The organism is Pseudoalteromonas sp. SG45-5 (assembly GCF_014164085.1).
Classification (GTDB): Bacteria; Pseudomonadota; Gammaproteobacteria; order Enterobacterales; family Alteromonadaceae; genus Pseudoalteromonas; species Pseudoalteromonas aliena.
In genome coordinates, this window is the sequence record NZ_JACJEM010000105.1 from 1 (window position 1) to 4,655 (window position 4,655).

Sequence of the window (4,655 nt, forward strand, 5' to 3'; positions counted from 1 at the left end):
GACCACAACTTATCAGTGAGCATTAATCGGGGCATGGTAATCTCGTAAGGTTTGTTTTTGGCGAAGTAAATTATACGAGATTACCGCTTACGCACAAAATTCAAACAAAGATCAACAGCCCCTAGCTACAGCGCTTTTATCTTCACCATATACAGAGCCTGAGTAATCGGTTAAGTAATGTTGTAATATATTACGAGAGCGAACTATTTGATTATCGGTGATTTCATCTTGTGCAACAATATGAATTGCATTCCCATTAGGCGTATCAACCTTAGTATAACGATTAAATTTCAACTCTTTTGTGTAAGTATTAACTAACGATTGAGGTACTTCACTAATACCTAATGCTAACGTTTCAGGTCGTAGAGCGGTTGCTGTGGTCGCAGGAACTACCTTCGTTGGCTTAGCTGCAATTGGTGTTATTTTTTTCGTCTTGGAGCCTGAGTTACAGCCTCCTATCAATGAAATAATTATAAGTATTGCGATAAGGTTTAAATAGATAAATTTCATAAGCGCTCCTTTTGGTTTATGCTTGTCAATAATCATACGAGATTAAAGCTAATTCATGGGTAAGCATATGTAAGTAATAAACGGCTATGTAAGCGCTTGTAAAAAAACTCGGCTATTCAACTAAAATCAGTACAATGCTCTTATATACCGTTAACTGTACTCAACAAAAAATGCATATACTAATTATTGAAGATGACAAAGAGATTGCTCGCTTAACTGAAATATATCTACAAAGTACAGGTTATAAAACATCGGTTGTTTTTGATGGCAGTTTGGCAATTTCAGCAATAAAAAAGTTATCACCTGATCTTATCTTGCTTGATTTAATGCTACCTGAAGTTGATGGTTTTGAACTATGTAAACAAGCTCGCGATTTTTATAACGGCCCCATAATTGTGTTAACAGCCATAGAAGATGATATTAGCGAAGTAAGTTTATTAAAACTTGGTGCTGATGACTATTTAAGAAAACCGACAAAACCCCATATAATGTCAGCGAGAATAGAAGCTCTATTACGACGTTCAAATGTTAGCACTATGCAAATAGCACCAGTTAAAAGCCTAGTGATTAATCAAGACTCATTATCGGTAACTTTAAATAGTACCATAATAGATTTAACTAACTCAGAATTCGATATGTTGGTGTTATTAGCAAATAAAATAGGACAACCGGTATCACGAGCAGATTGCATTCAATTACTTCGAGGCATAAATTACGACGTGTCTGATCGCTCAATTGATATGCGAATTTCATCACTTCGAAAAAAGCTCAATGATGAAAAACCACCCTATAAACTAATTAAAACGATTCGAAATAAAGGGTACTTACTCGTTAATGAATAACTTATTCACGCCTTTTTTTACTCGATTATACGGCTCTTTATTTTTAGCTATTTTTACTAGTGTATTCTTAACCTTTATAATTTTAGATAAATGGAATGAGCATGATGCTATTGAAGACTTCGTTAACGACACACTCGCTTTTAAAAGCACCTTAGAGGCACACAGAACGGCAATCAAAAAAGAAGCTAACGTATTTTATAGCGGCATTGATAACTCACTTTACCCGTTTGATATTTACTGGCTAGGCTCTAAAAATATAATATCAAGCAGTGATAACCAATACCTGACGGTTCATAAAAATGTTGATGTTTATGAATTGAAAAACGGAAGACTATTATCGATTCATACAATACCTAATACCTCTGAAAAGCTTATAATTGAAGATAAACTACCAGAGCTTGAACTTTTGGATTATGAGCAAACACAAGGGCATTTTGACATTGAAGAGTATTCTATTTTTATTATTCTATTTGTTATAGTACTAGTCATTGGTTTAGTGCTGTATCTGCCAATAAGAACACTTCAAAAAGAAATTAACCATTTAAATAAAGTAAGCTATGAGCTTGGTAAAGGTAATTTAAAAGTAAGAGCAAATAACTCTCTGTCCGAACCTTTAACACAACTAGCCTCAAGTTTTAACAAAATGGCAGATGCATTGCTTAATAAAGTAAATGAAAGCCAAGTATTTGCACAAGCAGTACCACATGAGTTAAGAACTCCCTTGAGCCGCATACAATTAGCCACAGGAATTCTAAGAAACCTAAATTTAACTACGGAACAAACTTCTTTAGTTGATAATATTGATCAGTATATAGACGATATCGATCAGCTTTGCTCTCAAGTAATACAATTTTCAAAATTAAATATTCAGACAAATAAAAATGATTATGAATATATTAATTTGAATGACTTTATAACTCATCGTATTTCTCAATTAGTGCTTAACCCAGCTATCTCAGTTGTTGTAAATTTTACTGAAATTATCACTGCTAATTGCCAAGCAGCTAATTTACGTTTAATTGTTGACAACATGGTTAAAAATGCAGTCTGCTATGCTGAAAATAATGTAACAATTAGCTTAAATAAGATAGATAAAAAAGTGGAAATTACCATAGAAGACGATGGTAAAGGTATATCTGAAAAGGACTACGATACCATATTTATTCCTTACGCTCGGTTAGATAATAGCAGAACAAAAAAAACGGGAGGTTTAGGAATGGGATTGGCAATTGCCAAAGGAGCTATCAATCAACTTGGAGGTGAAATACATGTATCCTATTCAAAGTCTGGTGGTGCGCTTTTTAGAATAACCCTTCCTTTTTTTGAATAAAATAGTATTACTACAAACTATTACAACTTCTAACAGCAACCCACAAAAATCACACATATTTTTCGTTTCTTTAAGTCTATTATTTTCACTACCAATATGACCGATACCAATAATTAACCTGTGTTCAGGTTAGCTAAGTTGGTACTAAAGAGAAACATTATGAAAAAATATTTAATCGCTGTATTACTCCTCTCTGGTTGTGCTTCACAAGGTGTTGACCGCAACAATCAAAATCATATCGTTAAGCGCTACTATGCATCATTGCAATCAGTTCAAAAAGTGACTCTCTCATCAGAGGTAGGAACAGGTATTGCTGCTGGGGCAGGGTTTGGTTTAGTTGATAGCTTAGATGGTAATACTGAAGACATGGTGGGTGGAGCAATCGTTGGTGGCCTAGTTGGAGGTTTGTTTACTGCTCTATTTGAAGGCGGTAACACAGCATATCAATATAATTTATATGCCGCTAAAGAAGGGGAGTTTACTGTTATTCAAAAACAAAAACTCGATAACAGTACGCAATGTGTAGTAGTAAACGCAGGCGAAAAAGTAACGCTTGAGCCTGTAGACAATAAATATTGTACACCAAACCTAATCATCAATAAAACGGATGGTATTTAATAGTATTAGCCATTTTATTTAAGGTTACTTAAGAGCTCAGTAACTCGTTAAGCATTTAAAATACAACCTAGTGAGAGATAGAATTTTGAACGCCCTCCAGTGCTGAGCACTGCATATTACTTGACTATTTTATGCGGTTTAATTTATTAAGCTTTATTTGCATGGGCTGATATATTAGCCCCGCAGATTCAGAAATATCTCCTACACGTTCGAACCCGTAATTAAGATAAGCTTGTACCGAAGTTAAAGAGGCACTTACTGTTATTGTGTCACTTCTAGCATGTGCGAGCACTCTTAAAATCAACGATTTACCGATCCCCTTTTTTTGACAACTAGGTGCAACAAAAAGCATCGCAATATGACGACCGGCTTTGAGCTCTATAAATCCAACTACCTTACTATTACTCTCGTAAACATACATTTCATTGTCTGCCGCCATACGAGTTTCTAAATTGTCTAAAGATATAATGCTTTGAAACGTCTTAATACCTTCAGCTTGAAGTGTAGGTGCCACAGAGCTCATAAATGCATCAGCACATACAGTTCTAATGGAATATAGATCCATTGAGCAAACTTTTCTTATAAACATTACAGAGCCTTTTAAACTTAACTAATTTTAAAAACTATTTTTTCTTATAGCTAAACCATATCCGAGTTTATTTATTGATTCAATTACTTAGTTGTCTCTACATTAGGATGTGGTTATTCCCCATAAATAGACGATAACGTAGCATTAATGCCAAACAGTCTGCTGCAAAATAAATCATGAAAGGTCAACACGGCCTAATCTCTTTTAGCGCATCCAACGCAGCTTGTGCTTTATCTGTTTGCACAAAAATATGGTCGTGATAAAACGCAGCTACCACATTAGCGCTAATGCCATGCTCAGTTAGCTTTGCAGATACCGCAGCCGTTAACCCAACGGTCTCTAAGCTTGAATGTACGTTAAGGGTAATTAAATTATATTTACCCTCGTAGGTAATACCTGCTTTATCGGCGGTTTCAGCTTTCAAAATAAGGGTTAGCCCTTCTTCTTCAACGTAAGTGGCCAGTGGCTCTAAGTGAACATAATCAGCCAATTTTCCTGCTAAGCAACAAAAAATATACTCGCCTTGCTTAAGCTCTGGCTGCATTGATTTTAATAATTCGTTTAACTCTAAAATTCCGGCCATGATCGTTCCTTACAATGTGTTATTTAACCTGAACTCTGGTTAAGATATTTACTCACACATTGAATTATTTTGATATTTAAATTTATTTTCTCTAGCCAGAGATTTTCAGTGAAAGCAAGGCGAATTTACGCGTCAATAGCTGGCCTATTGCAAGTAAATTCAACGCAGTTAGCGCTGAAAATA

At 34.9% G+C, this 4,655-nt stretch carries 6 protein-coding genes; 3 read left to right on the top strand and 3 right to left on the bottom strand.

The window, feature by feature from the left end:
• Positions 1-111: 111 nt before the first annotated feature.
• A complete protein-coding gene (locus H5119_RS19710) occupies positions 112-510 on the bottom strand; it encodes a hypothetical protein (protein ID WP_182703438.1) in 399 nt (132 codons plus the stop codon).
• Positions 511-680: 170 nt separating this feature from the next.
• Between H5119_RS19710 and H5119_RS19715 the strand changes: the two genes are divergently transcribed.
• The 3 genes from H5119_RS19715 (at position 681) to H5119_RS19725 (ending at position 3,300) form a co-directional block, all read left to right on the top strand.
• The gene (locus tag H5119_RS19715) at positions 681-1,352 is read left to right on the top strand and encodes a response regulator transcription factor (RefSeq protein ID WP_259399060.1); all 672 of its coding nucleotides are present in this window, start codon (positions 681-683) and stop codon (positions 1,350-1,352) included.
• Entirely contained in the window at positions 1,345-2,682 is a 1,338-nt protein-coding gene (locus H5119_RS19720) for a HAMP domain-containing sensor histidine kinase (RefSeq protein WP_182703440.1), read from the top strand. The genes H5119_RS19715 and H5119_RS19720 overlap by 8 nt, the downstream gene beginning before the upstream one ends.
• 159 nt (positions 2,683-2,841) lie before the next feature.
• The gene (locus H5119_RS19725; protein ID WP_077535396.1) at positions 2,842-3,300 is read left to right on the top strand and encodes a hypothetical protein; all 459 of its coding nucleotides are present in this window, start codon (positions 2,842-2,844) and stop codon (positions 3,298-3,300) included.
• Positions 3,301-3,424: 124 nt separating this feature from the next.
• Here H5119_RS19725 and H5119_RS19730 read toward each other — a convergent pair whose 3' ends face one another.
• Positions 3,425-3,865, bottom strand: a complete 441-nt coding sequence (locus tag H5119_RS19730; RefSeq protein ID WP_259399061.1) for a GNAT family N-acetyltransferase — start codon at positions 3,863-3,865, stop codon at positions 3,425-3,427.
• A gap of 208 nt (positions 3,866-4,073) precedes the next feature.
• Entirely contained in the window at positions 4,074-4,472 is a 399-nt protein-coding gene (locus tag H5119_RS19735; protein WP_182703442.1) for an ACT domain-containing protein, read from the bottom strand.
• Positions 4,473-4,655: the final 183 nt, after the last annotated feature.